19 protein-coding genes and 1 tRNA gene are annotated in these 18757 nt (G+C 42.8%); 15 read left to right on the top strand and 5 right to left on the bottom strand.

Translation table 11 applies throughout. The features are described from left to right. Positions 1-27: 27 nt before the first annotated feature. Positions 28-1128 (bottom strand): GGDEF domain-containing protein, encoded by a 1101-nt coding sequence (locus ACSBOP_RS15050; protein WP_442601345.1) that lies wholly within the window; start codon positions 1126-1128, stop codon positions 28-30. Positions 1129-1323: 195 nt separating this feature from the next. Here ACSBOP_RS15050 and ACSBOP_RS15045 point away from each other — a divergent pair, with 195 nt between their 5' ends. From ACSBOP_RS15045 to ACSBOP_RS15025, 5 genes are read left to right on the top strand one after another with little or no spacing between them, the layout of a single operon-like run. Beyond that, complete coding sequence (locus tag ACSBOP_RS15045) at positions 1324-2466, top strand: glycosyltransferase family 4 protein (protein WP_442601344.1); 1143 nt, start codon at positions 1324-1326, stop codon at positions 2464-2466. A 10-nt stretch (positions 2467-2476) separates the two neighbouring features. Continuing rightward, positions 2477-3820: a metallophosphoesterase family protein gene (locus ACSBOP_RS15040; protein ID WP_442601343.1), complete on the top strand. Its 1344-nt coding sequence runs from the start codon at positions 2477-2479 to the stop codon at positions 3818-3820. Then, positions 3817-7200 (top strand): AAA family ATPase, encoded by a 3384-nt coding sequence (locus tag ACSBOP_RS15035; protein ID WP_442601342.1) that lies wholly within the window; start codon positions 3817-3819, stop codon positions 7198-7200. Before ACSBOP_RS15040 ends, ACSBOP_RS15035 begins: the two co-directional genes overlap by 4 nt. Before the next feature lie 43 nt (positions 7201-7243). Continuing rightward, on the top strand, positions 7244-7552 hold the full coding sequence (locus ACSBOP_RS15030; RefSeq protein WP_442601341.1) for a hypothetical protein: 309 nt from the start codon (positions 7244-7246) through the stop codon (positions 7550-7552). Positions 7553-7576: 24 nt separating this feature from the next. Next, positions 7577-7996, top strand: coding sequence for a hypothetical protein (locus ACSBOP_RS15025; protein WP_442601340.1), 420 nt, complete (start codon positions 7577-7579; stop codon positions 7994-7996). On the opposite strand, the gene ACSBOP_RS15020 is transcribed toward ACSBOP_RS15025, so the two are convergent. Both ACSBOP_RS15020 and ACSBOP_RS15015 read right to left on the bottom strand, forming a co-directional pair. Continuing rightward, positions 7925-8962, bottom strand: a complete 1038-nt coding sequence (locus ACSBOP_RS15020) for a YkvI family membrane protein (RefSeq protein WP_442601339.1) — start codon at positions 8960-8962, stop codon at positions 7925-7927. The genes ACSBOP_RS15025 and ACSBOP_RS15020 overlap by 72 nt on opposite strands. A gap of 111 nt (positions 8963-9073) precedes the next feature. Continuing rightward, positions 9074-9715 (bottom strand): hypothetical protein, encoded by a 642-nt coding sequence (locus ACSBOP_RS15015; RefSeq protein WP_442601338.1) that lies wholly within the window; start codon positions 9713-9715, stop codon positions 9074-9076. A gap of 172 nt (positions 9716-9887) precedes the next feature. Here ACSBOP_RS15015 and ACSBOP_RS15010 point away from each other — a divergent pair, with 172 nt between their 5' ends. The 4 genes from ACSBOP_RS15010 (at position 9888) to ACSBOP_RS14995 (ending at position 11993) form a co-directional block, all read left to right on the top strand. Next, positions 9888-10457, top strand: a complete 570-nt coding sequence (locus tag ACSBOP_RS15010; protein ID WP_442601337.1) for a xanthine phosphoribosyltransferase — start codon at positions 9888-9890, stop codon at positions 10455-10457. A 90-nt stretch (positions 10458-10547) separates the two neighbouring features. After that, complete coding sequence (locus ACSBOP_RS15005) at positions 10548-10862, top strand: hypothetical protein (protein ID WP_442601336.1); 315 nt, start codon at positions 10548-10550, stop codon at positions 10860-10862. Between the two features lie 157 nt (positions 10863-11019). Continuing rightward, positions 11020-11262, top strand: coding sequence for a hypothetical protein (locus ACSBOP_RS15000; RefSeq protein ID WP_442601335.1), 243 nt, complete (start codon positions 11020-11022; stop codon positions 11260-11262). Beyond that, positions 11259-11993 (top strand): adenosylcobinamide amidohydrolase, encoded by a 735-nt coding sequence (locus tag ACSBOP_RS14995; protein ID WP_442601334.1) that lies wholly within the window; start codon positions 11259-11261, stop codon positions 11991-11993. The genes ACSBOP_RS15000 and ACSBOP_RS14995 overlap by 4 nt, the downstream gene beginning before the upstream one ends. Positions 11994-11999: 6 nt before the next feature. Here the strand turns inward: ACSBOP_RS14995 and ACSBOP_RS14990 are convergent, their stop codons facing one another. Further along, entirely contained in the window at positions 12000-12353 is a 354-nt protein-coding gene (locus ACSBOP_RS14990; protein WP_442601333.1) for a hypothetical protein, read from the bottom strand. A gap of 41 nt (positions 12354-12394) precedes the next feature. Further along, complete coding sequence (locus ACSBOP_RS14985; protein ID WP_442601332.1) at positions 12395-12535, bottom strand: hypothetical protein; 141 nt, start codon at positions 12533-12535, stop codon at positions 12395-12397. A 180-nt stretch (positions 12536-12715) separates the two neighbouring features. Between ACSBOP_RS14985 and ACSBOP_RS14980 the strand changes: the two genes are divergently transcribed. The 6 genes from ACSBOP_RS14980 (at position 12716) to ACSBOP_RS14955 (ending at position 18747) form a co-directional block, all read left to right on the top strand. Further along, positions 12716-12799 (top strand) — tRNA-Leu (locus ACSBOP_RS14980). Between the two features lie 196 nt (positions 12800-12995). Further along, on the top strand, positions 12996-14240 hold the full coding sequence (locus ACSBOP_RS14975) for an MFS transporter (RefSeq protein WP_442601331.1): 1245 nt from the start codon (positions 12996-12998) through the stop codon (positions 14238-14240). Positions 14241-14403: 163 nt separating this feature from the next. Next, the gene (locus ACSBOP_RS14970; RefSeq protein ID WP_442601330.1) at positions 14404-15669 is read left to right on the top strand and encodes an MFS transporter; all 1266 of its coding nucleotides are present in this window, start codon (positions 14404-14406) and stop codon (positions 15667-15669) included. Positions 15670-15681: 12 nt separating this feature from the next. Continuing rightward, positions 15682-16302, top strand: a complete 621-nt coding sequence (locus ACSBOP_RS14965) for an ArsR/SmtB family transcription factor (RefSeq protein ID WP_442601329.1) — start codon at positions 15682-15684, stop codon at positions 16300-16302. Positions 16303-16443: 141 nt separating this feature from the next. Further along, a complete protein-coding gene (locus tag ACSBOP_RS14960; RefSeq protein WP_442601328.1) occupies positions 16444-18006 on the top strand; it encodes a protein kinase domain-containing protein in 1563 nt (520 codons plus the stop codon). Between the two features lie 84 nt (positions 18007-18090). Further along, on the top strand, positions 18091-18747 hold the full coding sequence (locus ACSBOP_RS14955; RefSeq protein ID WP_442601327.1) for a Bax inhibitor-1/YccA family protein: 657 nt from the start codon (positions 18091-18093) through the stop codon (positions 18745-18747). Positions 18748-18757 lie beyond the last annotated feature (10 nt).

Raw genomic sequence — 18757 nt, 5'->3', positions numbered from 1 at the left:
AGCCCTTTATTTTGCTATGATCAAAAGTTATTTAAAAGCATACACTTTGTTTTTCCCCGTTGTTTTAGCCTGGTACATGGCTGCGTCTGCTTGTCCGATCAGTTCATCAGGGGTTTGTCCTTCCCGATAAACAGCATAGCCTACAGATACCGTAACACAAGTCTCAGCCTCTACTCGCTTACGGAATGTCTCTGCAAACTTTCCGAGTGGAACGGTTGGATCGGTTATCATGGCTACGATTTCTTCTCCTCCATAACGACCGACGATCCCGCAATCTTCACATAGGTTTTGCATGATTTGTGAAACTTGTTGCAGGGCTTCATCACCTGATTGATGGCCTTTGGTATCATTTAATTTCTTGAAATTGTCGATATCACTAAAGATGATTGCAACAGAGATGCCATGATTTAAATATTTACTCAGACGTTGGTAAAAAAATTTGCGATTATATACTCGTGTCAAGCCATCGGTGATGGAAGAAGTGTAGATTGCATTCATGAGTTCGACGACACGTTCGAATAAAAACGAGAATAAGATGAAATAAAACAGAACGGAGCTGATATTCTCGGCAAGAGATAGGAATGGTTGCTCAGATTCAAATATGTAGTTATTCAGTAAATGTGCAATGTGATAAATACAATAAACAAGCAGGGCAAGTTGATATTTGCGCGATTGACCGATTAATGGCGGGATCATATAGGCCCACAGCACAATAAGTACAAACATATAGATGTCCAATCCAATATTCTGTATGGCCAATGGATGGATAGACGTAAAACCAATTAAAGTAGGGATGTAAAAATACAAGGGTGAAATTAATGCTGCAAAAAAGATGAGACTGTAGAAAAATAAATATTGCCTTTTTTGAGTCGGATTATAAAGTTGAAATATACCCATATTTACCAGAATGAACGAAATGACTTGCAATAAATTGGAAATATATTGAAAAAGAGGGTTGGTAGAATGCTCAGATGCGATGTAGAACAATATCGCATAGTTCACAATCAGAAAAGTCAGTGATACAGTCATTGAAAAATAAGCTTTTTTTCGTCTGGATAGAAGCAGTCGGATTGAAATCGTAAGCATGAGTGCAAGTATGACTAAGATGACTGTATAGGAAAAAAGCATGTTTGGAATCCTCCATTAAATTTCACGTATAAGAGTGACTTATATTATAGCAGAATGTCAGAGAATGTGGATAAATTTGTCGCGTGAACATGTGCTCTTTCTTATTGACAACTTCCAAGTTACAATAGAGACGAAAGATCATGTGTTCGTCCCATTACAAATGATTACCATTACATCTTGAAAGGTGTTAATTATATGCATATTTTGCAAGCGTTATTTTTCCCTCCTGAACAGCCAGGTGGGGTATCCTCAATGGTTCCGTATGTCTTAGATAAATTTAATAAGCGCGGCTGGGAGATGGAGTTATTTTCTCTACCTAAACGTGTGCGTGGAAAAGGTATAGATGAGATTAAATTCGCAACGTTCGATTATCATAAATATGCAGGAAATCCTTTAGTTGATAAATATATTCAAACATATAAGGATTATATTTGGTGGGCTAGGATGAGAATAACGAAACAATATGATCTGATCCATGCCCACCATCCAATTGCTGCATTAGCGATGAAGCAGCTTTTTCCTACTACTCCAGTCATTATGACGATCCATTCTTCTTATGAACGTGAGCTTTTTTTAAACGGAAAGATTGTGGAAAATAGCCCAGAGCATGATTTTCTTACTTCGATATATGGGGAACTTGAAGCTAATCTGGATCAATTGCTGACTGTCTCCAATTCATTCAAGAAATACCTTGCCGAGTATGTGCAGGATTCGGAACGAATTGGTGTGATTCCCAATGGATTCGATGAAAAAAGATTCCGTCCAATGCCTCATGAGAATGCCATCCCACAATTGATCACGGTATGTCGACTTGTTCCTGCAAAAGGTCTTGACACACTGTTACTTGCATGTTCAGAGCTGAAAAAACGCGGACAAAACTTTGTGCTTCATATTATTGGGGATGGTCCGAGCCGACCTGATTTGGAGCGAATTGCAGTCGAGCTTGATATTTATGAAGAGACGATTTTTTATGGCTATATGCTGCATCCGGAAGAGTTTATGCCGTTTTTCGACATCTTCGTCCTTCCTTCTCAAGCTGAGGCGTTCGGATCTGTATTTGCGGAGGCAGCTTTGTGCTTACTAGCACTCGTGGGTACAAATGTGGGTGGGATTGCAGAGCAGATAGAACACGGACGTAATGGGTTACTTATTCCCCCAGGGGATGCACTCGCACTATCGGTTGCATTAGAAAAACTAATCATCGATCCGGCTTTTCGGTATGAGATGGCACGAGCAGCATCAGAGAAGGCTCGAAAGACTTATGGTTTGAGCCGGGTGATACGTCAGCTGCGCTCGGTATATGAAAAGTATGATAACGATAAGAAAGAAGCATTGTAGGAGGACGGATATGCAGTCTTTTCGATTTTTACACAGTGCTGATCTTCATCTAGATTCACCATTCCTTGGCATGACTGGAGTTCCTGAGGCGATTCGTGATCGCCTTCGGGACTCCACTTTCCATGCTTTCGAGGCATTGGTGCATTTGGCGATTCAGAAAAAGGTAGACTTTGTCTTGATTAGCGGAGATGTCTATGATGCAGCAGACCGTTCCTTGAAAGCTCAAATTCGGCTGCAGAAAGGTGTACAGATCTTAGCGAGTTATGGAATCGAGGTGTTCCTAATTCACGGAAATCATGATCCACTGGATGGACGAGTTGCGAAGCTGAAGTGGCCGGATGGTGTTCACATTTTTGCGACGGACCAGGTTGAAACTTTGCCAGTAATAAAGCCGGATCGAGGGGTTATTGCCTATGTACATGGAACCTCTTATCCAACGGCAGCTGTTTCACAAAATTTGGCGGTGAAGTTTAAGCCCTTTTTAACGAGTAAACCGGTGTATCAAATCGCGATGCTGCACACGAATGTAGATGGAGCCTCAGATCATGATAACTATGCTCCCTGTACGAAACGGGAGCTAATGGAAAGCGGGATGGATTATTGGGCGCTTGGTCACATTCATCATCGCCAAGAGCTGAATCCACAAGGCCAGCCGCATATTGTTTACCCGGGAAATATTCAAGGACGCAGCATTCGGGAAACGGGTAAGAAAGGCTGCTATATCGTTGATGTGAATGAAGCGGGAATAAGCACATTAACATTCCATTCACTGGATGTAGTTAGGTGGGAAGTTGTTACGATCTCGATTGAGGGCATGGATTCTGAACAAGCCCTTAAGGACACACTTGAGGAGCGGGTGGAGGATCTTCGCATGAATAGCGATGGGAGATCAGCAATCGTACGTGTACGCCTAGAAGGTCGTGGACAGCTTAATGATCGTCTGCGTAAAGGACAAGCTGTAGCAGAATTACTGGAAGAAATACGAGCAGATGAAGTGAAGCGTTTTTTAACAAATGATGAAGTTGAATCTTACATAGATGAACTGCCAATTGGTCCCGAAGTAACATTCGTCTGGATCGAATCGGTCATTGATCAAACAAGTCGGGAAATAGATGTAGAGTCGCTGCTTTCAGAGCCCAATTTCATCGGTGATTTACTACGAGAATCACGGCATTTGCAGCAGGACGAGAAGGAGCTGCGTATTTTTGCAAGGGAGGCTCTAGAAGGATTGGCTTCACAGACCGGGCTAGGTAAGCTTGTGCTACCTAAAACTGATCAGGAGTTACAGGAGTTGCTTCAGGCTGCAGAGGGCTTAGTACTCGATTATTTGGCGGATGGGGGCTGGGAAGGTTGAAGATTGTTGCCATTCAAGTAGATGGATTTGGTCATTTGCGGGATCGCAGCTGGCAGCTTGTGCAGTCACTTACTCTCGTGTATGGTGCTAATGAAGCAGGAAAAAGCACGTTGATGGGGTTTATTCGAGCGATATTATTTGGTTTTTCCCCAAGAAGCCAGCTTGCCGATCGCTACGTACCTTCTGGTGGAGGTGCGCATGGAGGCAGTTTGATTTTACTCGATGATCAAGGGAAACGTGTACTTGTCGAACGTCATGATCATAAGGGCACTAAAGGGCGAAGTTCAGCATCCGCTGGTACGGTTAAAGTAACTTTTGAAGACGGAACGGTTGGTGGAGAAGAAGCGCTTGCGAGCTTGCTTGGTGGGATGTCTGCCGAAGTGTTTCGTTCATTATTTGCCTTCGGTTTAAGTGAATTGCAAGAGCTTCGGAATTTACAAAAAGAAGAAATTAATGGTTATTTATATAGTGCAGGACTTGGCATTCCTCCTGCTGCATTAATTGATGGAGAGCGTAGATTAGCTGCGCGTCTAGAACGATTATACAAACCAAGAGGTAAGAATCAAGATATCAATGTAGGCTATAAGAAACTTGAAGAACTTGATATAGCCGTGTATAGAAGTAAAGAACAAGCAGGTCGGTATGATTTACTAAAACAAGATTTACATACCGTAGATGAACGCATAGAGGAATTGGAAAATAACAAGAAGAGCTTGAAAGAACAGTTGGATTGGGTCGAGACTTGTATGAAGGCTTATGAGCCTACACTCAGGCTGCAAGAAATGGAGCGGGAATGTGAACATCTCCCTTTGACTCCTGAATTTCCAGAAGATGCGATTGCAAAATGGGAGTCGCTACAAGCAGATGAAATTCGATATCGGGATGAATATCAACGTCATCTGCTCAAACAGGAAGAGCTAACAAAACAAATAAAAGAAGCGCAACCTGATGAACAATTGCTTGCACAGCAAGTTGAGATCGAGATTCTAATGGGACGTGCCCCTCAATTTCAAGCCGATGAGCGGTCTATCGTAGAGCTCCAATCAGAGCTTGATCATGAACAAAAGGAATTAGAGAGAACGCTCAGATCGATTGACCCAAGCTGGTCGGAAGCCGATTTGCAGCAATTTGCCTTGTCGGCTTCCATGCGAGAAGAGATAACGAAGTGGAAAGAGACGTTTGTGCAGCTTACTGTTGATCAACAACGAGAGACATTATCGAAGCTTGCAATAAGCGAACAAGTAGAGAAGTTGGAGGAGCAAATTCACCTACTTCAAGATCAGGCAAGTTGTCAATCTGCGGTTCACCCATCTTCCCAATTATTTGCGATGTTCACTGGTGTACCTGGTATTCAGGATATGAAGACGCATTTACGTTCCATCTCTCAATTGTATAGGGAGTACAATGAAGCGCAAATGGAATATCGGCATTTGCTTCAGCGGGCGGAAGATTATAGATTACATCAAGAAGCACTTCGTAATATGCAGCTGGGTTCTAATCAAGAACGTGATGGGAAGAGGACGAAACGCAGCTCAAGATTAGGTGCGTTTTGGATGGTTGGCGGAGCTGCAGTTGGTCTTGGTTTAGCTGTATGGCTATTTACGCGTGAGGAAACTGTTATAGCAGGTCTGCTTGGTTTACTAGTAGTTGTAGGGTGTTTGGGTTATTACCAGATCGTGAAGCCGTTTGGATCGAAGTCTGGGAGTCGAGGTACTAGAAGATATGTGATGGATGAACCCGTTGGTGAACCCGGGGTTGAATTACCGTCTGATATGAAGTTTAAACTCAGCCATACAGAGGCCCATTTGGATAAGCTTCGAGAGGCATTGAGTGTTCTTGTCCAACCCTTGGCAGCATCTGCTGAGATGGCTAGTTCATATACCGATGGAACCTTGCAGGATGAGGGCGGTGGTGACTATGAGTATGTTGCTTTTGATCGCTCATCGAGTCATAACCTCAAAAGTCATATGGCTGCTTCCGATTGGATACAGGTTGAATCTTGGCTGAAGCAAGAGCTTCCAGTATGGGAAGAAGGAATCGAAAGTTGGGAACGTGATCAAGAAGTTACCAAGAGAACTGCGGGTCAAATTGCTGATTGGCGACAAGATTTGCAGTCAGCTGCTAAGCATGTAAACCAAGCGGAGCAGCATGTAAAGCAATTGCAGGATGAAGAGCAGAAGACGCAGTTAGCTTGGATAGAATGGTTGAAGCAGTATGGTTTTACAGCGCCCCTTTCACCGGGTGGTTTGCTAGAGAGTTTACCGCTGATTGAGCAGGGTCACAGCCTGCTCTATAACAAGCAGCGCCTGCAGACGCGGCTTGCTGCTGTAAGGAGCGCCGCGCGTGATTACGCGGCGCAGGTGGATGGACTGCTCGGCACAGCCGCAGTCCAAGGCGACCCCGTCCTCGGCATCAAACGCCGAGGGGAGGCGCTTGCGCATGAGCTGCGCAAGCGCGATGCGGCAGCGCTCGCAAGCGAAGCGCAGCGCGCCGCCGCTTTAGAGGCGCAGGCGCTTAGCCAACGCCTGGAAGGGCTTCAGCTCCGGCAATCGGAGCTGCTTGCACTTGCCTCCGCGGAGTCCGAATTGGACCTCCGCGTCAAAGCACGCCACGCCCAACGGCGTGCGGAGCTTGAAGGGGAGCGGCGGCACCTGCTCCCCTCGATTACGGCGCTGGTCGGTAGTCAGCGCCTTGAGCATTTGCACGCTATGCTGGCTGAGCATGGCGTAACTGAGCTCGCCGCGCAGGTAGGCGAGCTGCAAACAAAATTGTCGCTTCTAAGTGAAGAAGCGAATGAACAGCGCGACCGACGGGGGCGTCTTGCGGGAACGATTGAGCAGCTAGAAAATGGCGCCGGTCATGGAGACAAGTTGCAGCGGCGGGAAGAACAAGTCGCTGCTTTGCAGGCTTTAGGTCGCGAGTACGCAGCTTGCGCCTTTGCCGCACATCTGCTGCGCAAAGCACGCGAGATGTACGAAAGAGAGCGGCAGCCCGGCGTGCTCATGCGAGCCTCCCGCTATTTTCAAGAGATGACACAAGGTCGGTTCATCGGTGTCCGAGCGCCATTTGGCGAGAATAAGTTGGAGGCTGTAAAACCATCTGGTCAAGGGGTTGAACCTGCCTTCTTAAGTCGAGGAACAGCTGAACAACTCTATCTTGCCATGCGTTTTGCACTGGCGGAAGAATATGCTTCAAGAGCTGTCGTACCGATGATTATGGACGATATACTCGTAAATTTTGATCAACAGCGGATGGAATGCTGCCTGAAACAGCTGCAAGAAATAAGCGGACAACGGCAGCTGCTGTTGTTTACATGTCATGAGCATGTGCGTGATGCAGCTTTGCGGCATATCCCAGACTTACAACTGATTGAATTATAAGGGCATCACAATAAAACCATACAAGGAAGTGGAGGGGTGGAAGGTGGAAGAGATCGGAAATGAGAATGGAAGTAAGATAGACAACGAAAAAGAGAAAAAAACAGTCAAGCCACGTGAAATTACTTATCAAGTTGGTTGGAAAAAAGGAAGAATGCTCGTGGGAAATCCCGTTGTTAGCCCACCTCCAGCATCAAAACGAACAGGACCTAGGCAATTGTTGGATCTATGCCATCGTTACTTGTTCAAGGAAGCGCCACTTCCTTCAAGCGCAGTGCTCGAATACTGCTTATGGGCTTTACCCGTTGTAAGCTTTCTGCTAACCGTACTGCTTGTATATATGCTCGTTTATTAACTGGTTTTTGAGAGGAGAATTACCGTGTTTGAACTGAATACCATCATTGCCATACTAGGCAGTGTGATTGGTCTTGTAGTGACGGGTGGGGCGATATATACCGTATGGTTCCTGCTGCAATCTCGTAAACGGACGGATGGAACGAAGGACAGAGGACTTCCTATTGAGTTATTGCGATGGAATATACTGGACTATATGCTTATTGGATTATTCTTAGTAGGTTTATTAATGCTTGGGGCTGATTTGTATGCGGTCATGCGGGATAAGGCGAATTTCCCTTCGTATCATCTAGCATACTTAACAGGCGGGTTTGTTTTTTCATTAATGGGAATGGTGCTGTTATTCTTACGTTTTATGATGATGTACTCTGCGCTACAAAGCTCGTCTGCGCCAAACCATAAAGCCGAGCCAAACCATGGAGATCAGGCCGAAAGCGGGATATAAAGAGGAAAGTAACACCTTAAAACCAATCTGTGAAACAACATAGCTCAAGATAAGTAAAATCACGAGGATAAATTGACTGTTGATTTTTGAACGCTGCTCAAGCTGGAGTGTCAAACCATAGATATCCGCAATATAAGTTGTGAATATTTCACAGTAAATCACAAGGATATATATGAATTGAACAGTGTATCCGAGCTTCGTCACAAGACCTGCCATTGGAATTTCAAATTGAGTGATACCTGGCATTTGAGTCGAAAGTGCGATGTGCGCCCCGATGAGTAGTAGTCCAATAATGCCACCACCGATCCCTGCACCTAGATAGAGTACCGATTTGTTCGGAGCGGCAGCACCAAGTGGCACAAGTACCGCTTGTGCAGTGGAGAGGTTGAAGGCAGCATACAATAAAGGTGCAAGCCAAATCTGCTTAAACGAATAATCGGAAGTGAGGAACAACCAATTGCCTGCATTGGGGCTGCTTATGGTGTGCCAGACGATAAGTACAGAGAATAAGATCATGAGAGGCACGATCACTGTATTGACGGTCATAATGGCTCCAATGCCCCGTGATATGACGAGATAGGATAGGAATAAAGTGAGTAGAAGGCCAGTCTGATACGATAAATGTAGTTGTTCAGAAAAGACAGATCCAGCACCTGCCAGCATGACAGTCGAGATACCGAATAATATGATCATCATAAAAAGAGACACAATGGATCCGATTCGAGGTCCAAATAACATTCGATTCAAATCCTCGTACGATTTGGCTTTCATTTCATAAGCCATCACCATCATTTTGACACCAATCCAAATAAATAGTATGGCTGCAAGTAGAATCGTAAAAGCTGCCATTGAACCGTATCTCGTGAAAAATTGCAATATTTCTTGACCTGTTGCAAATCCTGCACCGACGATCGTTCCGATATATGTAAATGCAATCCGAATGACTATACTAAAATGACGCAGCATATGTACTCCGCCTTTCCAACCTAAGTTAGTACAAGTTATGTAAGGAATGACTTGTACATGACATAAAAGTTGGAAAATATAAGGAGATGTAGTTTTACTTGATTTGTCAGTTTATGTTCCTGCAAACAATTTAATAGATTGAATGCGATCTTCTTTAATATCAATATCGAATTTAAGTACTGTTCCTTGCGATTTGTAACTTAGCACATATTTACTATTCTGATCAGGTTTACCGAGCGCGGACACAATGTCCTGCGTTCTTTGACCAAGCCTTAGCCCATTTAACCCAGGATCCACGTTAGGGGTGCGGACTTCAATGAACTGGAGCTTGTTCGCATTATTGAACCCAACAGAGAAGTCCATATATTCGAGTACATTTATCGCCTCTGCGTCATCTTCCATACGAAATTGGGAAGGTGGATTACCGAATCTACTGATTGTTGCTTCTTTGCTAGTTTGCAGAGAGATGCCCATCAGTGTCGGTTTTGTAGCTCGGTATGAATCTTTAGAGTCTACCTTTGGCTTTATAATCGGTGATTCTGCAGTTGTTTCATTTGTTGTATCTGTAGTTGAATTTGGAGTTTGTGTAGGATCTAGAGTACCTTCTGTAGTTGTATTTGGTGTAGAAGTAGCATTGTTTGTAACATCTGGTGTAGGAGATATCTCAGCAGCTTCTTTCTTATCGCAGCCTGCCAATAGAATCATTCCGGCACACAAACAAGTTAACGGGATGATGTGCCAATTTCTGTGCATCTTGATCTTCCTTTCTCTTTATCCGATAATTAAGTTCTCTATTTCTCTATTATAGACACTATTGTATAGAAAATAGTTTCAATTCAGAAGCATTTGCGTCAAAATAGGGCTTGAATCCTAGGAGTTTCCTATGGTAACTTACTCATAAACCATTTCTCATGGAGGCATGTTCATGAATCTATTAAAAAAACGTATCGAAGAAGTAGGCGACGTTGTAACTGACGGAGTACTCAGACTTGACTCCATATTAAATCATCAGGTAGACCCCGAGCTTATTATGGCAATGGGCAGAGAGTTCGCTGTACGCTTTAAGGATAGCGCCCCGACTAAGGTTGTAACAGTGGAATCTTCTGGTATTCCGATCGCATTTGCCACAGCGCTAGAGCTAGGTGTACCTTTAATTTTTGCTAGACGGAAAAAGTCAGTGACAATGAGTGAACAAGTTTACGAAGAGCGCGTTCCTTCATTCACGAAAGGCATCGTAACGGATATTATGATTTCGACTAACTATTTAAACAGTGAAGATCGGGTGCTCATCATCGATGATTTCATTGCTAATGGTGATGCGGCTAGAGGCCTGGTGCGTATCGTCGCAAAAGCTGGAGCTGAGCTAGTCGGCATCGGTATAGCCGTAGAGAAATCATTCCAACAAGGGGGAAGCTCTTTACGTGAGATGGGCTGTCGAGTGGAGTCATTGGCTAAAATCGCTTCCCTAACAAATGGAAAAATTGTATTCGATTAATGGACAATTACGGGTAGTTGCGCCTTTTCCAGAATCAAATTATCTATTATAATAGAATCAGGGTCAGTGAAAGGAGGCATCAACTTCATTATGAAAGAGAATATTTCGGAAACCTATTTTATTGAAAAGCTAACAGAAGCGAAGACTCACTTTGAGCGTGCGCTGGATTGTAAACATACTGAGTTTGATGATTTGTATCCGTATATGATCGAACACCCGCAGTTTTTCTGGTACAAACGTTATGTAGCCTGGTCTGAACTTCTTACCGTTGTGAAGCTTTGTTCGGAGCTATCGGTGAATTGGCAAGAGCAATTTTCTGAAAAGCAAGCCGAATATATTCAAAAGCGTGTGATGTCCTCAAAAGTTCTAGACTACTGGTACGAAACGAAGGAACATGTTTCCTAAAAACATAATGGCTACGACATTGTAACATAATTTGGAAGATCTGTATGTCTTAATGGCATGCAGATTTTTTTAATCATACGACAAATATATTGAAGCGCTTACAAAAGTTTACTCAGGAAAAGGGTTCGTGTATGCTACAAGTAGGAGGTAGATCCTTATGATAACAGATGAAATATTAGATCAGTACCGGGTAGAGGGCACGAAATTACGTGTTATCCGTGATGCAGATCCTGTGAATGATGTAAAAGGAATTGTCCTTGCGTGGGATGATGAGTTCGTTCTGATTCGTAAGCAAAACCGTCGTGTATTAAAATTACATCGTGGTTATGTGTATCAACCTTTTTCGGATGAACGACCTAAGGAGTTTACGCTTCCTGACTTTCCAAGTATAGAAGGATGAGGAAGATAACGAATATCGAGTTAGCCGCAATTGAGGGTGTAACGGATCAAATTGTGACAGGTATCGATGATCGATACATCGTTATTAAGAGTGAGACCCCATTAAGAACGTTAAGTACAAATATGTGGGGCGGCGGATATGGGCAGCACCTTTACATTATGAATAGACAAGTGCCAAAAAGTTACATGAGTCAAGATCCTCTTAGGGAGATGAAGGGCTTCTTAGAGCAAGAAGGGTATCGATATGAGGATGTAGCGGGTATGCTGACAGCGGCTTATGTGGTGGATGTTGGTTTTAGAGGTATGATGATGACTGGGGAAGGCGAAGATGCGGAGAATACCGTGCGTGTTTGTACGTGGGTCACAATGGGGCTTGGTAATACAACACGGGCAGGGCTACCATTAAAACCTGAAGAGTTGTATCCAGGTACGATTAATATTATCGTACTCATTGATGGTGAAGTGACAGATGCAGCGATGGCAAGCTCGATTATCACAGCAACGGAAGCGAAAACAGCTGCACTGCAGGATTTGGGCACTCAGATCAGAGGTGGAGGGCATGTGGCAACCGGCACATCCACAGATGCCATCGTTATTGCAGCAACAGGAAGAGGACGTTCGCATCGATATGCGGGCACAGCGACATGGCTTGGACATCTTATTGGTAGAACAGTCTATGAAGCTGCAATGGAATCGGGGTTGAAATACAAAGAAGCTGTCATGCGCTTATAGGGCTAATTATCGTTTTTTTTGAGCATTCAGCAGCAAAGAGACCAATTCACCTGGGTCCATCATCGCAGGTTGTTTTGCCGATGGAATGAGTGATCCGGTGAGGATAATCTCGATGGTTTGATATCGATCAAGTAGAATGGACTCGACTTGTAGTGCATTCGTTAGCAATGCAGCGACTACGGCTAGCTGCTGAGGGGAGAGGGAGTCTAATAAGAGACCCTTCTTTTTTTTATCTGTACAATCATTCCCTTTATTCAGATTGTCAGGTCCAGAGTTGTTATTATTGTTATTGTTATTATTATTGTTATTGTTATTGTTATTGTTATTGTTTCCGAGTCGCTTGTTTTTGCTACCTGCCATGAATCCCACCTTCTATTTCTTAGGTAATTAGATACTTATTCTTATCCGGATTGTGTTTGGTCGGTATTGGTATCCTCATCAACTTCATCGAAACCTTGACCACTTAAGAATGCCGCTGCGATAATGCCCAGTGTAACGAGAAGAATTGATTTCTTTTCATTAGGTTCATCCTTGTCAGCCATTACAGATCACTCCTTTATATGTTTCTTCCCATACAGTATAAGTAAAACATGCATCATTCGTGCTAAAGCAAAAGCCTGAGAAAAAGGATTGGGATATGCTTATTTATTGGATAAAATTGAATTTTCAAACAACCGTTGACAGATTTAGAGGTGCATGATAAATTGATTTTATTCTAATGTGCGGCCGTGGCGGAATTGGCAGACGCGCTGGCTTCAGGTGCCAGTGGTAGCAATACCGTGGAGGTTCGAGTCCTCTCGGCCGCATCATATAACGAATAACCGCTCGTAAATTTGCATTTGATGCAATTTGCGGGCTCTTTTGTGTTGTCAGGGATGCTCATTTTTTCTTTAAATTACAAAAAATAGTTGATTTGTGTGAATGTTTCAGTATATTAATAGTTATGGAGGTTAAATTTTACATAATTAGTAATCCATCATAAGACCAGAGAGGAAAATTAGTGTGTTAGAACTACTTATTAAAAATGGAAAATTCAGATCTTTGTTATTATCTTCTTTGATTTCACAGTTAGGTTCATTTTTTACGTTTATGTTATTAATCGTCATGACCTTTGAACGAACCCAATCGCTTATATCAACGATGGGTGTAACGCTGGCTTCAACTTTAGGCAGTATTGTGGCAGGCCTTGCGGGAGGTTTCTGGGTAGAGCAGCGTTCTCCGGCAAAGGTGATGGTCATGACAAATCTCTTAAGTGCTTCGGTGCTGATCGGCATGTTTTTCTTACCGACAACAATGACTTATTACTACATAACCGCTTTTCTGATTGCTGTATTTGGGGCATTCTCGAGACCTGCTTCTTCGAAATTACAAGTGATGCTTGTGCCCTCTGAGCAATTAATGGCATCTAATGCATCCAGGCAAATGCTAAATGAAGTTGTAAGAGTATTCGGACCGGGTCTAGCTGTATTTGTACTCACCCTGCTTCCTAAAGATTTAAGCACAGTAGGTTTTTTGATTGATGGCGTATCCTATCTCATAGCAGCCGTACTCCTGTATTCAATTGGCACTTTTGACAAGACAAGTGCTAGTGATAAAGGGAAGTCTCCTACTGTTAAAGTACCGTTTGTTACACGCCTGAAAGAGGGCGTCGAGCCACTTCGAGCACCGGTTATCCTAGCTATTTTGGGAATGTTCTTCTTTTGTATTATTGGGATCACAGGTTTTGATGTCATTTTGACTGCTCATATTAGTAGATCGGGGCTGCCTTCGATATACTCGGGTTATGTCATTTCTGCGCTTAGTGCGGGACTAATTGTGGCTTCCTTTTTCAGTAAATATTTTTCAAAATTGTCACTAGCTATTCGATTGGGATTATCTGTATTTGGAATGGGTCTGGGGTTATTATGTTTAGGTTTAACTGCAAATTTATATATCATGTTGGGTTTCGCGTTTATCATCGGCGTGTTTAATGTGATCTACAATATAAGTGCTTCAACCTATATGCAGCAGAATATTCCACTGGAGAAGATGGGCAGAGCGCAGGGATTTACAAGCAGCTTCTTTAGTACGGTAGGCTTGTTAGGAATGGGTGTAAGTGCTTTGATAGGGGAACTGTTAAGTCCGGCAACGACCTTCCTTATTATGGGTGGAGCGATTGCGCTAAGTGGGTTTATAAGCGTTTTTACGATCCATTCTGCAACGAAACGTCAGCAGGAGATTGGGCAAGCTCAGGCTGTGAATATGTGAGTGGTACACCAAAACAGTTGGTAGGAATTTGATTCCTATGCAGCTGTTTTTTTTTAGTTTTAAAATAAACAGAAAATTCCTATTCTTGTATTGACTAAAATTTATTTCACCGTTAAAATAAATTTTAACGATAAAATAAATTTTATTAGGGGGGTGATCATCCATGTGGGCATTATTAAAAATTCCTGCCTATCGCAAGTTATGGTTGGCACAAATTGTATCTGAATTAGGGGACGGGATTACTAGACTAGTTGTTGTATATTTGATTGCGCATTTGACCGATAATCCGCTTATGCTCAGTCTTGTTATCCTGCTCAACGTACTGCCCAGTATCCTGCTTGGAACGTTTGTCGGGCCGATCGTGGATCGATTTCCGAAGCCTTTGGTCATGATTTCCGCAGATATATTTCGGGCAATCATTGTGTTATTGATGATTTTGTTACAAAACTCTCTGGAAGGCTTGTTTGTACTCATTTGTTTGGCAGCGTTTGGAACTATATTCTTTGAACCTGCTCGCTCGGCAGTAATCCCTCAATTAGTCGGGGAGAGTAACATGACGAAAGCGGTTAGCTTAAGCCAGTCTACCTTTATGGCAATGAAGTTAATCGGGCCATCTCTTGCTGGAGTACTGATTCCGTTAGGGCATTTCGGGTGGATATTTACGTTTAATGCATTTACCTATGTGCTCTCGGCGATGTTCATCTGGGCGTTGTTATCTCATATTCAAAAGCATACTTCTTCTGCTCCTAAAGTGAACAAAATGCCTTATTTGCAATCATTAAAAGAAGGTATCCAAGTCGTGATGCACACGAAAGCTTTAGTTGCACTCATTATTCTTATTTTCCCTGTGATGCTTACGGTCGCAATGGTCAATGCAACACAAAGTGCGATGATGCTGTTCACGTTTCATATTCCTGCTGAACATTATGGATTTCTAACCACCGTAAGTGCGCTTGGAAGTATTATTGGTGCTCTTACTGCTCCCTATTGGTTGAAAAAATTGTCCCCACACCTGATGCTGATGCTCTCATTAGCGGCAATTGGGGTGAGCTGTATCTCAGTCATTGCGGTAAATGCATTATTTGAATACCTAGGTATTTCTATTTTGTATTTATGGATTATGATTGTTGGATATACGGCTGCTTGCACGAATGTTCCACTGGGCAGTCTGTTCGTTACTCTGACACCACCAGATGTTCGGGGACGCAGCTCCGCTCTGCTTGATTCGATCGTGAATATGGGAACGGTTATCGGATTGTTAGCAGGAGGAGCTCTTGCTTCAACGATTACACCCGTATATACCGTAGCTGTTGCAGGACTACTGCTTGTTCTTGTCGTCCTTGTCTTTCCTCTGTTACACTATTACAAAGCACTGCAAAGTGAAAAAACACCAGAACAGAGAGAAGGAACGGTGCCTTCTTCGGTATAAGGAGGAAAATCCTTGGAAACAGAACATGTCATAAAGGATATTGAGATCATTAAGTTAATGCTTGATCCACGAAGATTTCGAATTATGAAGTTTGCTACGGATGAGCCTATTACGGTTAAGCAGCTGGCTGAGAAATTAGACGAAAAGCCTTCCCGTTTGTATTATCATGTAAATAAGATGGAAGAGCTTGGATTGTTGAAACTTGTGGAAACGAAGCAGCAAGGTAATTTGATTGAAAAATATTATCAAACCGACAAAGACGTAAGTCGTTCGTATAATATTGATCCTGTTGCTGCTCAACAAAATTCAAGTGTGATTATGCAAGAGCTGTCGAGGATTACGAATCAAGCTCTGCAAGTTATTGAACAAGGAATTTTGGCGGGTCCGAATTCGGAGCAGCAGTGTGAATCCAAGGTTGCATATAAATCGATGACGAAAAAGCAATGGGAAAAAAAGCTCAAAGCTTATGATGTGATTATGGGTGCGAAAGATGATGTGAATCATATTCTGCTGAATGATGAAAAGGAAGAAGAGAACCATGCAAATTCGGAGCAAAGTCAAGTAAATGATGAAAAAGAAGATTATGTGTTCGTCATGCTAGCTTATCGATTAAAAGATGCTGAGAACAATTAAAGGGGGCGCATGCGCTCCTTTTTTTAATACATAGGGATTAAGCTTATTGGATAAAAAGGAAAAACACGCCAATTTGTCGAATGATGCTTACGTACATATTTAGATTTTTATTTTAATGGAAGAATAAGGGGGAATTGATATTTGTCTACCAGAAAGAACAAGCTTCAAATTAATGACTGGTTAGGGGGAAGGTATCGAATAGCGTCTGTGCTCGGTCAAGGGGGCATGGGAACGGTGTATTTAGCGGATGACCAGAAGCTGCGTGGTAAACAGTGGGCGATCAAGGAAACGGTCATTGCGAATCAAGATATTCAGAAATTTATTGATGAGGCAAAGATGCTAGTACAGCTGAATCATCCTTTGCTGCCGAATATTATTGATTATTTTCCGCCAGATGAAGAGGGTTTAAGTTATCTTGTGATGGACTATATTAAAGGTCAAACGTTGCAGGATATTTTCATTCAAGCAAATAAACAGATGGAAGAGTCAGTCGTCATCGATTATGCGCTGCAAATCTGTGAATTGTTCCAGTACTTGCATCACGAGCAGCCGCAACCCATTGTATATCGAGATTTGAAGCCGGCGAATATTATGATTGATGAACAAAATACGATACGACTCATTGATTTTGGTATTGCACGTAGTTTTAAAGAAGGTAAAGATACCGATACGGTGCAGATTGGGACCATTGGATTTGCCGCACCCGAGCAATTTGAGAATCAGCAGACTGACAATCGGACAGATCTATATGCTCTTGGTGCACTAATGTACTATTTGCTCAGTGGAGGCAAATATTATTATGTGCTGCAAAAGCCGTTAGAGCAGGTACAAAGAGGCTTATCTGAATCGCTTTATATGATTATTCATCGCCTACTGCAAATCGCTCCTGCAGATCGGTATCAGCGCGCTTCTGATGTGAAGCAGCACCTGATGTCGATAACATTTCAGTCTAATCATCAAGCGACTCCAAATAAATCTCATGCACGAACTGAAATGCAAGCAAGTAGGAGAAAGCACGGTTCGATGACAATTGCCATTACAAGCGTAAGTTCAGGTATCGGATCGACACATCAAGCGATCATGATTGCGAATTTTTTAGCAAAGAACAATGCAACTGTTGCCGTTGTTGAGGCTAATTTTTCCGAAGATTTCACTAATTTAGAGTCGGTGTATGAGGGTTTTAAGGAAGATGATGTTCCAATTCGGACGACGCAGTTCGAGATGAAAGGTGCTATCTACTATAAGTCGAATTCTGCTATTGATATGATTAAACTTCGAGCAGCAGACTATGACTATATCATTCTTGATATAGGATACCATGAGAATAATGAATGGTTCCAAGAGTTTCTGCGAGCAGATAAACAAATAATTGTGGCATCAGGTAGTGAATGGAAGCGGTCAGCACTGCGCAGATTTTGTCAGATGTACAGTTCATTTGATCAAAGTCATTGGACGATCCTTGTGCCGCTAGCCGATCAGCGGGTCATTCGTGATATGAAATCTGAATTTGCAATTCAGCATGTAGTTGCTCTGCCTTGTCAGTCAGACCCTTTTCAAATGATGGAAGAAACGGCAGGGCAATTGGAACAATTATTGGGTCATGCTTCTAAAAAACGAACTAATTTTCCTGTTAAAAAATCGCTTCTACTAGGGTTTGCAGCTATCCTTGGAATTATGATTGTAGGAATTTTTATGTTTAGGTAGGAATTAGTAAGGCGAGAATAGAATAAAATAGAATCGATTCATAGAGGGAATTTTGTCCCTTAGGATAAGGAGGTTTGTGTTCACATGCAGCATACAGAAACAATTTCACACATCCAGCAAGGAAGTCTTGCACACGTATTACGCACATTTACCATCTCGCTACTTGTCTCTTTCCTTGGCACACTTGTAGGTGCGATGTTCATTCCTCGAAGTCTTGTCATGATGTTCGTCGTCATTGAAGTGGTGATGCTGATTGCGGCGTTCGTGATGCGGATGCGTGGAAAGACGATTAGCTATACGTTCCTTTATGTGTTTACCGCGGTTACAGGAGTTACCTTGTTTCCGGTTATTGAGACGTATGGCGGCTTACTAGGTGCAAAAGTAGTCTCAGGTGCTTTCCTAGCTACAACGGTGATATTTGGCGGTTTAGCGCTATATGCGGCACGTTCGAAGCGAGATTTCTCATTTTTAGGCGGATTTTTGATGGCTGCAACACTGGGGCTTATCGTCATGGGTCTGGTGTCTATATTTGTGAGTTTCGGATCTGCGACGGTACTTGTGTGGTCCATGGTCGGTATTCTAATCTTCAGTGGTTGGGTCTTGTATGATATTTCCCAATATCGACAAGGGATACATGCAGAAGAAGTACCGATGGCCGCGCTTAACTTATATTTGAATTTTATTAACCTGTTTATTTATATCCTGCGACTTCTCGCTGCAATTTTTAGCGGAAGAGATTAAATGTATGAAT

The organism is Paenibacillus sp. KN14-4R, assembly GCF_052180255.1.
Taxonomy (GTDB): Bacteria; Bacillota; Bacilli; order Paenibacillales; family NBRC-103111; genus Paenibacillus_AM.
The sequence above is the reverse complement of the archived record's forward strand: the minus strand, read 5'-3'. Positions and strand labels throughout refer to the sequence as shown.

What these genes read in the sequence shown, in the direction of transcription:
- ACSBOP_RS15000 (WP_442601335.1), top strand. Translation starts at nt 11,020, where the DNA reads ATGATAACAGATGAAATATTAGATCAGTACCGGGTAGAGGGCACGAAA.
- ACSBOP_RS14995 (WP_442601334.1), top strand. Translation starts at nt 11,259, where the DNA reads ATGAGGAAGATAACGAATATCGAGTTAGCCGCAATTGAGGGTGTAACG.
- ACSBOP_RS15005 (WP_442601336.1), top strand. Translation starts at nt 10,548, where the DNA reads ATGAAAGAGAATATTTCGGAAACCTATTTTATTGAAAAGCTAACAGAA.
- ACSBOP_RS14955 (WP_442601327.1), top strand. Translation starts at nt 18,091, where the DNA reads ATGCAGCATACAGAAACAATTTCACACATCCAGCAAGGAAGTCTTGCA.
- ACSBOP_RS15020 (WP_442601339.1), bottom strand. Translation starts at nt 8,962, where the DNA reads ATGCTGCGTCATTTTAGTATAGTCATTCGGATTGCATTTACATATATC.
- ACSBOP_RS15015 (WP_442601338.1), bottom strand. Translation starts at nt 9,715, where the DNA reads ATGCACAGAAATTGGCACATCATCCCGTTAACTTGTTTGTGTGCCGGA.
- ACSBOP_RS14985 (WP_442601332.1), bottom strand. Translation starts at nt 12,535, where the DNA reads ATGGCTGACAAGGATGAACCTAATGAAAAGAAATCAATTCTTCTCGTT.
- ACSBOP_RS15050 (WP_442601345.1), bottom strand. Translation starts at nt 1,128, where the DNA reads ATGCTTTTTTCCTATACAGTCATCTTAGTCATACTTGCACTCATGCTT.
- ACSBOP_RS15045 (WP_442601344.1), top strand. Translation starts at nt 1,324, where the DNA reads ATGCATATTTTGCAAGCGTTATTTTTCCCTCCTGAACAGCCAGGTGGG.
- ACSBOP_RS15040 (WP_442601343.1), top strand. Translation starts at nt 2,477, where the DNA reads ATGCAGTCTTTTCGATTTTTACACAGTGCTGATCTTCATCTAGATTCA.
- ACSBOP_RS14990 (WP_442601333.1), bottom strand. Translation starts at nt 12,353, where the DNA reads ATGGCAGGTAGCAAAAACAAGCGACTCGGAAACAATAACAATAACAAT.
- ACSBOP_RS15010 (WP_442601337.1), top strand. Translation starts at nt 9,888, where the DNA reads ATGAATCTATTAAAAAAACGTATCGAAGAAGTAGGCGACGTTGTAACT.
- ACSBOP_RS14970 (WP_442601330.1), top strand. Translation starts at nt 14,404, where the DNA reads ATGTGGGCATTATTAAAAATTCCTGCCTATCGCAAGTTATGGTTGGCA.